Below are 13,408 nucleotides of genomic sequence, written 5' to 3' on the forward strand. Positions count from 1 at the left end.
GTTAGACATGGCTCGTTTGCAAGCGTTTTATCGCGAAAAGGTCGTGCCCAGCCTGACCGAGAAGTTCGGCTACAAGTCCGTGATGGAAGTGCCGCGCATCACCAAGATCACGCTGAACATGGGCGTGAGCGAGGCGGTCGCCGACAAGAAGGTCATGGAGCACGCCGTGGGCGACCTGACCAAGATCGCCGGCCAGAAGCCTGTGGTCACCAAGTCGAAAAAGGCCATCGCCGGCTTCAAGATCCGTGACGGTGTGCCCATCGGCTGCATGGTCACCCTGCGTGGCGCCCAGATGTATGAATTCCTGGACCGCTTCGTGACCGTGGCTCTGCCGCGCGTGCGCGACTTCCGTGGTATCTCGGGTCGTTCCTTCGATGGCCGTGGCAACTACAACATCGGCGTCAAGGAACAGATCATCTTCCCGGAAATCGAGTACGACAAGGTGGATGCTCTGCGTGGTCTGAACATCAGCATCACCACCACCGCCAAGACGGACGACGAAGCCAAGGCTCTGCTGGCTGCGTTCAAGTTCCCGTTCAAGAACTGAGGTGACCTGTGGCAAAACTCTCGATCAAGCAACGTGAGCTGAAGCGCGCCCAACTGGTCGCCAAGTACGCAAAGAAGTACGCGGAACTGAAGGCCATCATCGACGACGCCAAGAAGTCCGATGAAGAGCGCTATGCCGCTCGCCTGGAGCTGCAGAAGCTGCCCCGCAATGCCAACCCGACCCGCCAGCGCAACCGCTGCGAACTGACCGGCCGTCCCCGCGGCACCTTCCGTAAGTTCGGTCTGGCCCGTAACAAGATTCGTGAGCTGGCCTTCAAGGGCGACATCCCCGGTGTCGTCAAGGCCAGCTGGTAATCGGCAGGTTTAGGAGATTTCGTATGAGCATGAGTGATCCTATCGCCGATATGCTGACTCGCATTCGCAACGCCCAAAGCGTTGAGAAGGCCAGCGTCGTGATGCCTTCGTCCAAGCTGAAGGTTGCGATCGCCAAGGTCCTGAAGGATGAAGGCTATATCGACGGTTTCGTGGTGCGCGGCGACGCTGCCCGCCCCGAGCTCGAAATCGCGCTGAAGTACTACGCCGGCCGCCCGGTGATCGAGCGCATCGAGCGCGTGAGCCGTCCTGGCCTGCGCATCTACAAGGGCCGCCACGATATTCCCCAGGTCATGAACGGCCTGGGCGTGGCGATCGTCACGACCCCCAAGGGCGTGATGACGGACCGCAAGGCCCGCCAAGCCGGTGTCGGCGGCGAAGTGCTTTGCTACGTCGCCTAAGCGCAAGGAGAGACAGACAATGTCCCGCGTTGGAAAAATGCCGGTCGTCGTCCCGCAAGGCGTGGAAGTGACGATCTCCGCTGAGCAGATCAGCGTCAAGGGTGCTCAGGGCACGCTGGTTCGCGCCGCGAATCCCCTGGTCACGATCAAGAACGAAGGCGGCAAGCTGAGCTTCGCGCCGGTCAACGAGTCGGCCGAAGCTGATGCGCTGAGCGGCACCTTCCGCGCGCTGGTGGCCAATATGGTCAATGGCGTCAGCAAGGGTTTCGAAAAGAAGCTGAACCTGGTCGGCGTGGGTTTCCGCGCCCAGGCTCAAGGCCAGAAGCTGAACCTGCAAGTGGGCTTCTCTCACCCCGTGGTGAAGGACATGCCGGCTGGCATCAAGGTTGAGTGCCCGACCCAGACCGAAATCCTCATCAAGGGTGCCGACCGCCAGGTCGTGGGCCAGATCGCCGCCGAAGTGCGCGCCATCCGCCCGCCCGAGCCCTACAAGGGCAAGGGCATCCGCTACGCCGATGAGAAGGTCTCCCTCAAAGAGACCAAGAAGAAGTAAGGAGCAGCGCCATGTTGAACAAGAAGGAACAGCGCATCCGCCGTTCGCGTCAAACGCGTGCTCGCATCGCCCTGCAGCGCGTCGCCCGCCTGACGGTGTTTCGCTCCAATCTGCACATCTACGCCAGCGTGATTTCCGAAGACGGCACCCGCGTGCTGGCCAGCGCCTCCACGGCCGAGAAGGAAGTGCGCGCCCAGCTGGGCGCTGGTGGCAAGGGTGGCAATGTGGCCGCCGCGGCGCTGATCGGCAAGCGTATTGCCGAGAAGGCCAAGGCTGCCGGCGTCGAAAAGGTCGCCTTCGACCGTGCGGGCTTCGCCTACCACGGCCGTGTCAAGGCTCTGGCCGAAGCGGCTCGCGAAGCCGGCCTGCAGTTCTGACGCAATAAGGATTACGAAATGGCAAAGTTTCAACCTCGCGCTCAGACCGAAGGCAACGACGACGGCCTGAAGGAAAAGATGATTGCGGTGAACCGCGTCACCAAGGTGGTGAAGGGTGGCCGTACGCTGAGCTTCGCAGCTCTGACCGTGGTCGGTGACGGCGATGGCCGCATCGGCATGGGCAAGGGCAAGGCCAAGGAAGTGCCCGTCGCCGTGCAAAAGGCGATGGAATCGGCCCGTCGCAACATGGTCAAGATCGCTCTGAAGAACGGCACCATCCAGCACAACGTGGTGGGTGAGCACGGTGCTTCGCGCGTCATGATGGCCCCGGCCCCGGCCGGTACCGGCGTGATCGCCGGTGGCCCGATGCGCGCCGTCTTCGAAGTGATGGGTGTGACCGACATCGTGACCAAGAGCCACGGTTCGACCAACCCCTACAACATGGTCCGTGCCACGCTGGACGCGCTGAAGCGCTGCTCCACGCCCGCCGAAGTGGCGGCCAAGCGCGGCAAGACGGTTGAAGAGATCTTCAACTGATCGCCGCCTGGAGAGTCATATGTCCGACAAGAAAACTCTGACGGTCAAGCTGGTTCGCAGCCCCATCGGCTGCCGTGCCTCGCACCGTGCCACCGTGGCCGGTCTGGGCCTGCGCAAGCTCAACAGCGAGCGCACGCTGGAAGACACCCCGGCGGTCCGCGGCATGATCAACAAGATCGCCTATCTGGTGAAGGTGCTGTAAGCGCCGCGCCGAAGAGGAACACAAGATGCAACTCAATACCATCAAGCCCGCCGCTGGTGCCAAGCATGCCAAGCGTCGCGTGGGCCGTGGCATCGGCTCCGGTCTGGGCAAGACCGCTGGTCGTGGTCACAAGGGTCAGAAGTCGCGCGCCGGTGGCTTCCACAAGGTGGGCTTCGAAGGCGGCCAGATGCCGCTGCAGCGTCGCCTGCCCAAGCGTGGCTTCAAGTCGCTGGCCCGTCCCTTCGTCGCGGAAGTGACGCTGGACGAGCTGCAGAAGCTGGGCAGCGAAGAGGTCGACCTGCTGACGCTCAAGGCCGTGGGCCTGGTGTCCGAGCTGGCCAAGACCGTGAAGGTCATCAAGTCCGGCGAAATCAGCCGCAAGCTGACCGTCAAGGGTCTGGGCGTGACCGCTGGTGCGAAGGCTGCCATTGAGGCGGCCGGCGGCACCGTCGTCGCTTGATCGCTGGCAAACAGGGCTAGGCAACAGTGGCTACCAACGCAAACCAGCTGGCCAAGAGCGGCAAGTTCGGCGACCTGCGTCGCCGGCTTGTGTTCCTGCTTCTTGCGCTGGTCGTCTACCGCATCGGGGCGCATATCCCCGTGCCCGGTATCGACCCGGCGCAGTTGCAGCAGCTCTTCAAGGGCCAGCAGGGTGGCATCCTGAGCCTGTTCAACATGTTCTCGGGCGGTGCGCTGTCGCGCTTCACCGTCTTCGCGCTGGGCATCATGCCCTACATCTCGGCTTCCATCGTCATGCAACTCATGACCTATGTGGTGCCGAGCCTGGAGGCGCTGAAGAAGGAAGGCGAGTCGGGGCGTCGCAAGATCACGCAGTACACGCGCTACGGTACGCTGGGTTTGGCGATCTTCCAGTCGCTGTCCATCGCCCTGGCGTTGGAAAGCTCGCCGGGTCTGGTCATTGCGCCGGGTCTGGGTTTCCGCGTCACGACCGTGACCAGCCTGGTGGCTGGCACCATGTTCCTGATGTGGCTGGGCGAGCAGATCACCGAGCGCGGCCTGGGCAATGGCATCTCGATCCTGATCTTCGGCGGTATCGCTGCGGGTCTGCCGGGCGCCATCGGTGGCCTGCTGGAACTGGTGCGCACCGGTGCCATGGGCATTCCGACGCTGCTGCTGATCTCGCTCATCGTGGTCGGTGTGACCTATCTGGTGGTGTTCGTGGAGCGTGGCCAGCGCAAGATCCTGGTCAACTACGCCAAGCGCCAGGTCGGGAACAAGGTCTACGGTGGCCAGAGCTCGCATCTGCCGCTGAAGCTGAACATGTCGGGCGTGATCCCGCCGATCTTCGCGTCGTCGATCATCCTGCTGCCGACCACGCTGGTCAGCTGGTTCGCCACCGGCGACAGCATGCGCTGGCTGAAGGACATCGCTGGAGCGCTGAGCCCGGGGCAGCCGATCTACGTGTTGCTGTACTCGGCAGCGATCGTGTTCTTCTGCTTCTTCTACACGGCGCTGGTGTTCAACAGCCGTGAGACCGCGGACAACCTGAAAAAGAGCGGCGCCTTCATTCCCGGGATTCGTCCTGGCGAGCAGACGGCCAAGCACATCGACAAGATCCTCTCCCGGCTGACGCTGGCGGGCGCGATCTACATCACCGGTGTGTGTCTGCTGCCCGAGTTCCTGACCTTGAAGTACTCGGTGCCGTTCTACTTCGGTGGCACGTCGCTGTTGATCATCGTGGTCGTCACGATGGACTTCTGGGCCCAGGTGCAGTCCTATGTGATGAGTCAACAGTACGAGTCGCTGCTGAAGAAGGCGAGTTTTAAGGCTGGTTGAGGCCGGTCCTGTTTTTAACCATCAACTGATCCAACGAGACGACAAGAGGCATGGCGAAAGACGACGTCATTCAGATGCAGGGTGAGATTGTCGAGAACCTCCCCAACGCCACCTTTCGCGTCAAATTGGAGAACGGGCACGTCGTTCTCGGTCACATCTCCGGCAAGATGCGCATGCACTACATCCGCATTCTCCCTGGCGACAAGGTGACCGTTGAACTGACGCCTTACGATTTGAGTCGTGCTCGCATCGTGTTCCGGGCGAAGTGAGCTGCAGGGCAACCCCCGGAACCGCTGATTGAGCGATAAAGAGTAGGTCAAGGAGCAGACCATGAAAGTTTCGGCATCCGTCAAAAAGATGTGCCGCAATTGCAAGATCATCCGTCGCAATGGCGTGGTGCGTGTGATCTGTACCGATCCGCGCCACAAGCAGCGCCAGGGCTGATGGCGGCACGACTGCAAGCGAATTAGAGGACGCACATGGCACGTATTGCTGGTATCAACATTCCGCCGCACAAGCACACCGAGATCGGTCTGACTGCGATCTACGGCATTGGCCGTACCACCGCACAGAAGATCTGCACGACCTGCGGCATTCCGTTTGACAAGAAGGTCAAGGACCTGAACGACAGCGACCTGGAAAAGCTCCGGGAAGAAGTCGGCAAGCTGACCATCGAAGGCGATCTGCGCCGCGAGATGTCCATCAACATCAAGCGCCTGATGGACCTGGGTTGCTATCGCGGCTTCCGTCATCGCCGCGGCCTGCCCGTGCGTGGCCAGCGCACCCGCACGAATGCTCGCACCCGCAAGGGTCCGCGCAAGTCCGCGGCGACCGGCAAGAAGTAATTCTCCGCGGCAACCTGAAGAAAGCTCACCATGGCAAAAGCACCCAATAATTCGGCTGCCCAGCGCGTTCGCAAGAAGGTTCGCAAGAACGTTGCCGACGGCATCGCCCACGTTCACGCGTCGTTCAACAACACCATCATCACGATCACTGATCGTCAGGGTGGCGCTCTGTCCTGGGCCTCTTCCGGTGGTCAGGGCTTCAAGGGCTCGCGCAAGTCGACCCCCTTCGCGGCCCAGGTGGCTGCTGAAGTGGCCGGCCGCGCCGCTCAAGAGCAGGGCATCAAGAACCTGGACGTGAAGATCAAGGGCCCGGGCCCTGGCCGCGAGTCGTCCGTGCGCGCACTGGCCGCACTGGGCATCCGCATCACGTCGATCTCCGACGTGACCCCGGTGCCGCACAACGGCTGCCGTCCGCAGAAGCGTCGCCGCATCTAAGGCCTGTGCCTTTTTTGCAGGACGTGTGATAATTGCGGACTGATTTTCTCCGCGCCGGCGGGCACGAAAGTGCCGCGCCGGCTGTTTCGTTGAGTCGTCTCGCTTCGCGCGAGTCGGCTCGTTGTGGAGGCCGGAAGGCTTCCTCTTAAGCCCACCGTCTGGTCGCCCAACAACATTGGCCAGACTCGCGCAGGGTACCTTTCCGGGGCCTGCGTCAGATTGAAAAGGATAAGCAAGTGGCACGCTATCTCGGCCCCAAGGCCAAACTGTCCCGCCGCGAAGGCACCGACCTGTTCCTGAAGAGCGCCCGTCGCGCCATCAGCGACAAGGCCAAGTTCGACACCAAGCCGGGTCAGCACGGCCGCACCTCCGGTTCGCGCACCTCCGACTTCGGTCTGCAACTGCGTGAAAAGCAGAAGGTCAAGCGCATGTACGGCGTGCTGGAGCGCCAGTTCCGCCGCTATTTCGCCGAAGCCGAGCGCCGCAAGGGCTCGACCGGCGTGAACCTGCTGCAACTGCTGGAATCGCGTCTGGACAACGTCGTCTACCGCATGGGCTTTGGCTCCACCCGTGCCGAGGCCCGTCAGCTGGTCTCGCACAAGAGCATCACCGTGAACGGCGGCGTGGTGAACATCGCTTCCTACATGGTCAAGGCCGGTGACATCGTGGCGGTGCGCGAGAAGGCCAAGAAGCAGCTGCGCATCCAGGATTCGCTGAAGCTGGCGGAATCGATCGGCCTGCCTGCCTGGGTCCAGGTGGACGCGTCGAAGATGGAAGGCGTGTTCAAGAAGACGCCGGATCGCGATGAGTTCGGCGCCGAGATCAACGAGTCCTTGATCGTTGAACTGTACTCGCGCTAATTCTCCCGTCTGAGCCGGGCTGCCCCTTCAGGGGCCGCTCGGCTGTTCCTCGTCCGGGCTTTGCGCCAAGGGCCGGCCCGGTTGGTCCCTCAGCCTTATCGGTGTAACGAACCGAGGGTATTGAAAGAAAGACCTCATGCAAACCAATCTGCTCAAACCCAAGTCCATCACTGTGGAGCCCCTGGGCGGTCATCGCGCCAAGGTGATCCTGGAGCCTTTCGAGCGCGGTTACGGTCATACCCTGGGCAACGCCCTGCGCCGTGTGCTGCTGTCGTCGATGGTGGGTTATGCGCCGACGGAAGTGACCATTGCCGGGGTGCTGCACGAGTACTCGGCGATCGATGGCGTGCAGGAAGACGTGGTTCACATCATGCTGAACCTGAAGGGCGTGGTCTTCCGCCTGCACAACCGTGAGGAAGTGACCCTGGTGCTGCGCAAGGAAGGCGAAGGTCCTGTCACCGCCGCCGACATCCAGACGCCGCACGACGTCGAGATCATCAACCCCGGCCATGTCATCGCCCACCTGTCGCAAGGCGGCAAGCTGGACATGCAGATCAAGGTCGAGAAGGGCCGCGGCTATGTGCCCGGCAACATGCGCCGCTATGGCGACGAGCCGACCAAGTCCATCGGTCGCATTGTCCTGGACGCGTCTTTCTCCCCGGTCAAGCGCGTCAGCTATGCGGTGGAGAACGCCCGCGTCGAGCAGCGTACCGACCTGGACAAGCTGGTGATGGAGATCGAGACCAACGGCGCCATTTCGCCGGAGGAAGCGATCCGTGCCTCGGCCAAGATTCTGGTTGAGCAACTGGCCGTGTTCGCACAACTGCAGGGCACCGACCTGGTCGACGCCTTCGACCAAGCGCCGGCCGCTCGCTCCAGCAGCTTCGACCCGATCCTGCTGCGTCCTGTGGACGAGCTGGAACTGACTGTGCGCTCGGCCAACTGCCTGAAGGCCGAGAACATCTACTACATCGGCGACCTGATCCAGCGTACCGAGACCGAGCTGCTGAAGACCCCCAACCTGGGTCGCAAGTCGCTCAACGAAATCAAGGAAGTGCTGGCCTCGCGCGGCCTGACCCTGGGTTCGCGTCTCGAGAACTGGCCTCCCCAAGGTCTGGACAAGCGTTAATTTTTGAAGGTGGGTGGGCTCCTTGCCCACCCGGTGCCCCGGCAGTACCTGATACGGCTGCCGGTATTACACAGTAGGAAAGGAAAGCACCATGCGCCACCGTAACGGCCTCCGCAAGCTCAACCGCACCAGCGAACATCGCGCCGCGATGTTCCGCAACATGGCGGTCTCGCTGCTCCAGCACGAAGCCATCAAGACCACCCTGCCCAAGGCCAAGGAACTGCGCCGCATCGTCGAGCCGCTGATCACGCTGGCCAAGGAGCCCACGCTGGCGAACCGCCGCCTGGCCTTCGATCGTCTGCGCGACCGCGACATCGTGACCAAGCTGTTCAACGAACTGGGCCCGCGCTTCAAGGCGCGTCCGGGCGGCTACACCCGCATTCTGAAGATGGGCTTCCGCGTCGGCGACAACGCGCCGATGGCCTATGTCGAGCTGGTGGACCGTGCCGAAGAGGCTGCCCCGGCCGAAGCCGCTGCTGAGTAAGCTCTTCGCTTGCCCCGAAGCCGGTCCGCCCGGCTTCCATCCACCCTGCCAGCGCGAGCTGCCAGGGTGTTTTTCTTGGTGCGTTCGGCACGGACCGCGCCTCGACGTCACCGGCGCCGCATGAGCTCATGCGCCGACTGCGGGCGAGGCGCCGCGCACCGCACTGCGCCGGCCCTGACGGACGGCCGGGTTGATGGAATCGCGCTAAGCTCCCGCCCTGGCCGCGACCGGCGGCACTTGCTACCCCGACAATGACCGCACTGATGACTAGAGGGATGCGCGCCTTTGCCGCGCTCATGCTGCTGGGGCTGCTTGCCCTGATCGGCCGCCCGGCGCTCGCCGACGATTTCCTGGATCCCGAGCAGGCCTTCAAGCTGGCTGCCACCGTGCAGGACGACAAGAGCCTGCGCCTGGATTTCGAGATCGCACCGGGCTACTACATGTACAAGGACCAGTTCAAATTCGAACTGGCCCAGGGGCGGATCACCGGCCCCGCCTGGCCCGAAGCCAAGCGCAAGTTCGACGAGACCTTTCAGAAGGAGGTCGAGACTTACCGCGAACGCCTAAGCCTGGTGCTGAGCATCGACGAGGCGCCGCAGGGGAATGTGAAGCTGCGCATCACGGGGCAAGGCTGTGCCGACAAGGGCCTGTGCTACCCGCCCATGACCAGCGAACTGAGCGTGCCGCTGAAGGCCTACGGCGGTGTGGAACCCCTGAAGATCGCGGCGGCCACCGATGCGATGAGCGGCTTCGGGCGCTCGGAAGGAAGCCAGGCGGTCTCGTCGGGCGCGGCGACCCCGTCGGCTGAAGCACCCGCGCCAGCGGCAAGCAGCGGCGGCGACGGTGCCCTGGATGGCGTGTTGCGCTCCGGGCGCCTGTGGCTGGTCCTGGGAGCCTTCTTCGCGGCGGGGCTGCTGTTGTCCTTCACGCCCTGTGTGCTGCCGATGTTGCCCATCCTGTCGTCCATCATCGTGGGCCAGGGGGCGCAAGGCTCGCGCCTGCGCGGTTTCCTGCTGGCTTGCAGTTATTCGTTGGGCATGGCGCTGGTCTACACGCTGCTCGGCGTGGCCGCCGGCCTGGCGGGCGAGGGGCTCGCCGCCTATCTGCAGAAGCCCTGGGTGCTGGCGCTGTTCGCGCTGTTGCTGGTGGGCTTCTCACTGTCCATGTTCGGTGTGTACGAGCTTCAGCTGCCACATCGCTTCACCGGTGGCGTGAACCAGGCGACTCAGAAGCTGCCGGCGGGGCGGGTGTTCAGTGTGTTCGCGATGGGGGGACTGTCAGCGCTGATCGTAAGCCCCTGTGTGGCCGCGCCGCTTGCGGGGGCGCTGCTCTATTTGAGCCAGACGCGCGATGTGTGGCTGGGTGGTGCGGCCTTGTTCGCGCTGGCCGCTGGCATGAGCGTGCCGCTGCTGGTGCTGGGTCTGTCGGCGGGCACGCTGCTGCCCAAGGCCGGCCCGTGGATGGAGAGTGTCAAGTACTTCTTCGGTCTGCTGCTGCTTGCGGTTGCGTTGTGGACCGTGCAACCGGTGCTGGCGCCTGTGGTGGCGCAGGCCCTGTGGGGCGCTTTGCTGGTCGGGCTGGCGGCCTTGCTGGGTCTGTTTCATGGCGCCGAGCCGCATGCGCCGCGGACCTGGCTGCGCAAGAGCGCGGCGCTGGCGGCTGTGGTATTCGGCCTGGCCCAGTTCATCGGGGCCGCCGCAGGTGGCACGGACCCGCTGAAGCCCCTCGGCGGCTTGGTCGCCGGTCGCAATGCCGCCGCCGAAGCGCTGCCTGGCGCCGTTGGCGGGGTGCAGTTCCGCAAGGTAGCCAGTGTCGAGGAACTGGATGGCCTGCTGCGCAGTGCGGGCAAGCCCGTGATGCTGGATTTCTACGCGGACTGGTGCGTCTCCTGCAAGGAGATGGAGCGCTACACCTTCAGCGACGCGCGCGTCCAGGCGCGGCTGGCCGGTGCGCTGCTGCTGAAGGCGGACGTGACCGCCAACAGCGCCGCTGATCGCGAGCTGCTGAAGCGCTTCAAGCTCTTCGGGCCGCCTGGCACCATCTTCTTCAATGCCCAGGGCGAGGAGCAGACCGGTGTGCGCGTGATCGGTTACCAGGACGCGGCACGTTTCCTCCAGTCGCTCGATGCGGCAGGAATTTGATCGACATATCCATTTCGTGCTACACTCACAGCTTCAGTCGCGGGGTGGAGCAGTCTGGTAGCTCGTTGGGCTCATAACCCAAAGGTCGCAGGTTCAAATCCTGTCCCCGCAACCAGAACATCGTTGGGTGGTTCGAAGCAATTGTGGCGAGAACGACCTGGCGCGCCGCCGAAATCGGGCGGCTTTTTATTTCCCCCGCATCGAGGGCATCCGGCTCTCTGTGTGGCGGGCGCGAAGATCAGTCGCGGGGTGGAGCAGTCTGGTAGCTCGTTGGGCTCATAACCCAAAGGTCGTAGGTTCAAATCCTGCCCCCGCAACCACATGCATGCAGCATGCAAAAGGCCCTCGTCGAGGGCCTTTTTGCTTTGCAAGCCCGAACGTCAGTCAGGCAGGCTGACGCGCTCAGCTCAGCACCAGTCGCTTTTCGTCCGCGGGCTCGAGCCTCATCTCGCCGATGACGGCGGCCTCGGCAAACCCCTGGCTTCTGAAGATGGCGAGCACCTGCTCCACGGTGTCCGGCGCGCAGCTGACCAGCAGGCCGCCGCTGGTCTGCGGGTCACTGAGCAGTGCCTGGGCCTGGGCGTCGATGCCCGCGGGCAGGCTGATGTCCTGCCCGTAGGCGCTCCAGTTGCGCCCCGAGGCTCCCGTCACCAGTCCTTGTTCGGCGAGTTCGCGCACCCCCGCCAGCAAGGGTACCGCCGCCCAATCCACGCGAGCCTGCAAGCCAGAGCCTCGGGCGACTTCGAGCGCGTGGCCTGCCAGGCCGAAGCCGGTCACGTCGGTGATCGCATGCACGCCATCCAGCGCCGCGAGTGCCGGGCCCGGGGTGTTCAGCCGGGTGGTGCTGTCTATCATTTGGCGATAGCCGGCCTCGTTCAGCCGGCCCTTCTTCAGCGCCGCCGACATCACGCCCACGCCCAGGGGCTTGCCCAGCACCAGCTTGTCGCCGGCCCGTGCGTCGGCATTGCGGCGCACCCGCTTGGGATGGACCAGTCCCAACGCCACCAGCCCATAAATGGGTTCCACCGAGTCGATGGTGTGTCCGCCGGCGATGGGGATGCCGGCGCTGCGGCACACGGACGCGCCGCCTTCGAGCACGCGCGCGATGGTTTGTGGACTCAGCACATTGATGGGCATGCCGACCAGCGCCAGCGCCATGATGGGCGTGCCGCCCATGGCATAGACGTCGCTGATCGCGTTCGTCGCGGCGATGCGGCCGAAGTCGTAGGGATCGTCGACGATGGGCATGAAGAAGTCGGTGGTCGCGACCAGCGCCTGCTCGTCATTGAGCTGGTAGACGGCGGCATCGTCGGAGGTCTCGATGCCCACCAGCAGCTGGGGCGGCACAGGCAGGGCGCTGCAGCCCTGGAGGATCTGGGATAACAGTCCAGGTGCGATCTTGCAGCCGCAGCCGCCGCCATGGGACAGGGAACTCAGGCGCGGTTCAGTTGCGATGGGGGCGGTCATGGGTGGCATCTCCTCGAAGACCAGCGGGGGGCCGGCCATTCAATCAATCGGATGGGAGCATAGCGGGCTCCGGCCAGCCCGCCTTCTGGTGCGTGCGCATGAAGTCTTCCAGGACCTGGTGTAGGGGTGCGTAACGCTCGGGATCAGACTCCAGCTGCTCCAGCGCCAGCATGCCGGCCTCCAGCGTGCTGAGCTGGTGCGCGGCATGAGCGCGGCGGATCCGGTAACGCGCGGTGTGCCCCTTCAGATCCAGCGATAAGCGGGGTAGCGCACCCAGCCAGGGGTTGAGGTGCATCAGCTTGCGGCTATGGCGCCAGGTGCCATCAAGCACGATCAGCGCATCCACCGGCGCCCCCGGTTCCAGTCGAGCTGCACTCGGTGTGTGCGGATACAGCAGGGCCAGGCGACCGCCGGGTGGTGGAGGCGCATGCCGCTCCCCCGTCAGCAGGCTGCAGCGCGCCAGGCAGCGCCGCAGCAGCGCCGCCGTGCCCTTGGGGTGATCACGCTCGCTCGGGTGCTGCAGGATGAGCACTGGCGTGCGGTTGTCAACGTGCTTCACGCAGCCGCACCAGCAGGCCCGCAGGGGCCGCCGGCAGCCGTCGCAGCACGCACGCATGCCGGACGCGCGCGGATCAGCGACCGCGACGGGGGGGAGCCGACGCCTTGTGCTCCCGCCGCGGACCTTGCGGACGGCCCTGGGGGCGGCCAGGCTCGTGCCGAGGCGGGCGATCCGGACGCGCGGGCATGTCCTGGGCCTCCTGACGGGCCTGGGCCAGCAGCGGCTCCAGTTGCTCGGGGGCGATGCCCTTGAGCGCGCAGAAATTGGCCGGCGTCAGCGTCGTGCGCTCAAAGTCACGCAGCAGCTGGGCGCGATTGCGCCGCTCGGATTCCTCCTGGGCGCGCCGGCCCTCGGTGACCAGGCGACGACGCGCCAATTCCTGCCGAGCCGCCTCACGGTGCTCCTCGCTGAGCTCACCTGCGGGCTGGCCGTCCAGGTCGAAGCGATGCTGGGCTTTGGTGAGGGCGATCAGATAGCCGGTGCCGCCGGTATAGCGGCGCAGAAAGGCGGACAGCTGCTGCTTGCTGAACTGGCCCGGTGCGCGCTCCTGGATGTCGGCCTGGATGCGGAGCTTGATGGGCTTGGCCGGGCCGGCAAACAAGGCCGGGAACAGGCGCTTGAGTTCGGCCGCGCATTGCTGGGGATCGGCCTTCTCGGCGGGGCGGGCCGTGGGTTCCTGGCCGGGCTCGATCGGGGTCTCGGCGGCCGGAAGGCTGGCCTGCGGTTCGGTGGACGACATGAA

Annotated in this window: 20 protein-coding genes and 2 tRNA genes; 19 read left to right on the forward strand and 3 right to left on the reverse strand. The window is 64.4% G+C overall.

Annotated elements, in window-relative coordinates; genetic code table 11:
- Positions 1–7 precede the first annotated feature (7 nt).
- From rplE to LZ017_RS06505, 19 genes are all read left to right on the forward strand, one after another.
- Positions 8–547 carry a 50S ribosomal protein L5 gene (gene rplE / locus LZ017_RS06415; protein WP_241299482.1) on the forward strand — a complete coding sequence of 180 codons (540 nt, stop codon included), beginning with the start codon at positions 8–10 and terminating at the stop codon, positions 545–547.
- Between the two features lie 8 nt (positions 548–555).
- A complete protein-coding gene (gene rpsN / locus LZ017_RS06420) occupies positions 556–861 on the forward strand; it encodes a 30S ribosomal protein S14 (protein ID WP_241299484.1) in 306 nt (101 codons plus the stop codon).
- Between the two features lie 23 nt (positions 862–884).
- On the forward strand, positions 885–1,280 hold the full coding sequence (rpsH, locus tag LZ017_RS06425) for a 30S ribosomal protein S8 (protein ID WP_241299486.1): 396 nt from the start codon (positions 885–887) through the stop codon (positions 1,278–1,280).
- A 19-nt stretch (positions 1,281–1,299) separates the two neighbouring features.
- The gene (rplF, locus tag LZ017_RS06430; protein ID WP_241299488.1) at positions 1,300–1,833 is read left to right on the forward strand and encodes a 50S ribosomal protein L6; all 534 of its coding nucleotides are present in this window, start codon (positions 1,300–1,302) and stop codon (positions 1,831–1,833) included.
- A gap of 11 nt (positions 1,834–1,844) precedes the next feature.
- On the forward strand, positions 1,845–2,210 hold the full coding sequence (gene rplR / locus LZ017_RS06435; RefSeq protein WP_241299490.1) for a 50S ribosomal protein L18: 366 nt from the start codon (positions 1,845–1,847) through the stop codon (positions 2,208–2,210).
- 18 nt (positions 2,211–2,228) lie between these two features.
- Positions 2,229–2,747: a 30S ribosomal protein S5 gene (rpsE, locus tag LZ017_RS06440; protein ID WP_241299492.1), complete on the forward strand. Its 519-nt coding sequence runs from the start codon at positions 2,229–2,231 to the stop codon at positions 2,745–2,747.
- A gap of 19 nt (positions 2,748–2,766) precedes the next feature.
- Entirely contained in the window at positions 2,767–2,949 is a 183-nt protein-coding gene (gene rpmD, locus LZ017_RS06445; protein ID WP_241299494.1) for a 50S ribosomal protein L30, read from the forward strand.
- Between the two features lie 25 nt (positions 2,950–2,974).
- Entirely contained in the window at positions 2,975–3,409 is a 435-nt protein-coding gene (gene rplO, locus LZ017_RS06450) for a 50S ribosomal protein L15 (RefSeq protein WP_241299498.1), read from the forward strand.
- A gap of 26 nt (positions 3,410–3,435) precedes the next feature.
- Positions 3,436–4,746 carry a preprotein translocase subunit SecY gene (secY, locus tag LZ017_RS06455; protein WP_241299500.1) on the forward strand — a complete coding sequence of 437 codons (1,311 nt, stop codon included), beginning with the start codon at positions 3,436–3,438 and terminating at the stop codon, positions 4,744–4,746.
- 50 nt (positions 4,747–4,796) lie between these two features.
- On the forward strand, positions 4,797–5,015 hold the full coding sequence (gene infA, locus LZ017_RS06460) for a translation initiation factor IF-1 (protein WP_114403589.1): 219 nt from the start codon (positions 4,797–4,799) through the stop codon (positions 5,013–5,015).
- A gap of 61 nt (positions 5,016–5,076) precedes the next feature.
- Complete coding sequence (gene rpmJ, locus LZ017_RS06465) at positions 5,077–5,190, forward strand: 50S ribosomal protein L36 (protein WP_058933616.1); 114 nt, start codon at positions 5,077–5,079, stop codon at positions 5,188–5,190.
- A 35-nt stretch (positions 5,191–5,225) separates the two neighbouring features.
- The gene (gene rpsM, locus LZ017_RS06470; protein WP_241299502.1) at positions 5,226–5,591 is read left to right on the forward strand and encodes a 30S ribosomal protein S13; all 366 of its coding nucleotides are present in this window, start codon (positions 5,226–5,228) and stop codon (positions 5,589–5,591) included.
- 30 nt (positions 5,592–5,621) lie between these two features.
- Complete coding sequence (gene rpsK / locus LZ017_RS06475; protein WP_241299504.1) at positions 5,622–6,026, forward strand: 30S ribosomal protein S11; 405 nt, start codon at positions 5,622–5,624, stop codon at positions 6,024–6,026.
- A gap of 236 nt (positions 6,027–6,262) precedes the next feature.
- Positions 6,263–6,886 carry a 30S ribosomal protein S4 gene (gene rpsD, locus LZ017_RS06480; RefSeq protein ID WP_241299506.1) on the forward strand — a complete coding sequence of 208 codons (624 nt, stop codon included), beginning with the start codon at positions 6,263–6,265 and terminating at the stop codon, positions 6,884–6,886.
- 136 nt (positions 6,887–7,022) lie between these two features.
- Positions 7,023–8,015 carry a DNA-directed RNA polymerase subunit alpha gene (locus tag LZ017_RS06485; RefSeq protein ID WP_241299508.1) on the forward strand — a complete coding sequence of 331 codons (993 nt, stop codon included), beginning with the start codon at positions 7,023–7,025 and terminating at the stop codon, positions 8,013–8,015.
- A gap of 91 nt (positions 8,016–8,106) precedes the next feature.
- The gene (gene rplQ / locus LZ017_RS06490; RefSeq protein ID WP_241299510.1) at positions 8,107–8,499 is read left to right on the forward strand and encodes a 50S ribosomal protein L17; all 393 of its coding nucleotides are present in this window, start codon (positions 8,107–8,109) and stop codon (positions 8,497–8,499) included.
- A gap of 275 nt (positions 8,500–8,774) precedes the next feature.
- A complete protein-coding gene (gene dsbD, locus LZ017_RS06495) occupies positions 8,775–10,640 on the forward strand; it encodes a protein-disulfide reductase DsbD (RefSeq protein ID WP_241299516.1) in 1,866 nt (621 codons plus the stop codon).
- A 38-nt stretch (positions 10,641–10,678) separates the two neighbouring features.
- Positions 10,679–10,755: transfer RNA gene (locus tag LZ017_RS06500), tRNA-Met, on the forward strand.
- Between the two features lie 128 nt (positions 10,756–10,883).
- Positions 10,884–10,960 (forward strand) — tRNA-Met (locus LZ017_RS06505).
- An 82-nt stretch (positions 10,961–11,042) separates the two neighbouring features.
- Here LZ017_RS06505 and selD read toward each other — a convergent pair.
- Genes selD through LZ017_RS06520 form a run of 3 tightly spaced genes read right to left on the reverse strand, consistent with a single transcriptional unit; the run spans position 11,043 to position 13,405 of the window.
- On the reverse strand, positions 11,043–12,107 hold the full coding sequence (gene selD, locus LZ017_RS06510; RefSeq protein WP_241299518.1) for a selenide, water dikinase SelD: 1,065 nt from the start codon (positions 12,105–12,107) through the stop codon (positions 11,043–11,045).
- A gap of 43 nt (positions 12,108–12,150) precedes the next feature.
- The gene (locus LZ017_RS06515) at positions 12,151–12,723 is read right to left on the reverse strand and encodes a tRNA-uridine aminocarboxypropyltransferase (protein WP_277604569.1); all 573 of its coding nucleotides are present in this window, start codon (positions 12,721–12,723) and stop codon (positions 12,151–12,153) included.
- Between the two features lie 16 nt (positions 12,724–12,739).
- Complete coding sequence (locus tag LZ017_RS06520; protein WP_241395797.1) at positions 12,740–13,405, reverse strand: ProQ/FINO family protein; 666 nt, start codon at positions 13,403–13,405, stop codon at positions 12,740–12,742.
- Positions 13,406–13,408: the final 3 nt, after the last annotated feature.

It is taken from the genome of Pelomonas sp. CA6, from assembly GCF_022549225.1.
Lineage (GTDB): Bacteria > Pseudomonadota > Gammaproteobacteria > Burkholderiales > Burkholderiaceae_C > Roseateles.